Here is a 249-nt window from a genome sequence, read left to right as displayed (position 1 = left end):
CCAAATCGCTGTCATTGGCCAGTACGTCAATATTGGCACTGGAGTCTTCATCCAAAATGCTTACGTCGTCCAGTGCGACCGGCGGATCATTCTGCGGGTTGACTGTTAACGTCACCATTGCGGTATCTGTTCCGCCTTGGCCGTCGGTGATGGTGTAGGTGAAGCTGTCAGGACCGTTGTAGTCGGCAACCGGTGTGTAGGTGACGGTGCCGTCGCCTTCAATCACAACATTACCGTGCGCAGGTTGAG

Annotated in this window: 1 protein-coding gene; it reads right to left on the bottom strand. The window is 54.6% G+C overall.

Translation table 11 applies throughout. From position 1 onward, the window contains the following. On the bottom strand, positions 1-249 hold a 249-nt coding region (locus HZ297_RS11950; protein ID WP_178863995.1), incomplete at both ends, for a cadherin-like domain-containing protein.

Source organism: Thiomicrorhabdus cannonii (assembly GCF_013391695.1).
Classification (GTDB): Bacteria; Pseudomonadota; Gammaproteobacteria; order Thiomicrospirales; family Thiomicrospiraceae; genus Thiomicrorhabdus; species Thiomicrorhabdus cannonii.
Note: the sequence above shows the minus strand (reverse complement) of the source record. Positions and strands in the feature narration are given on the sequence as shown.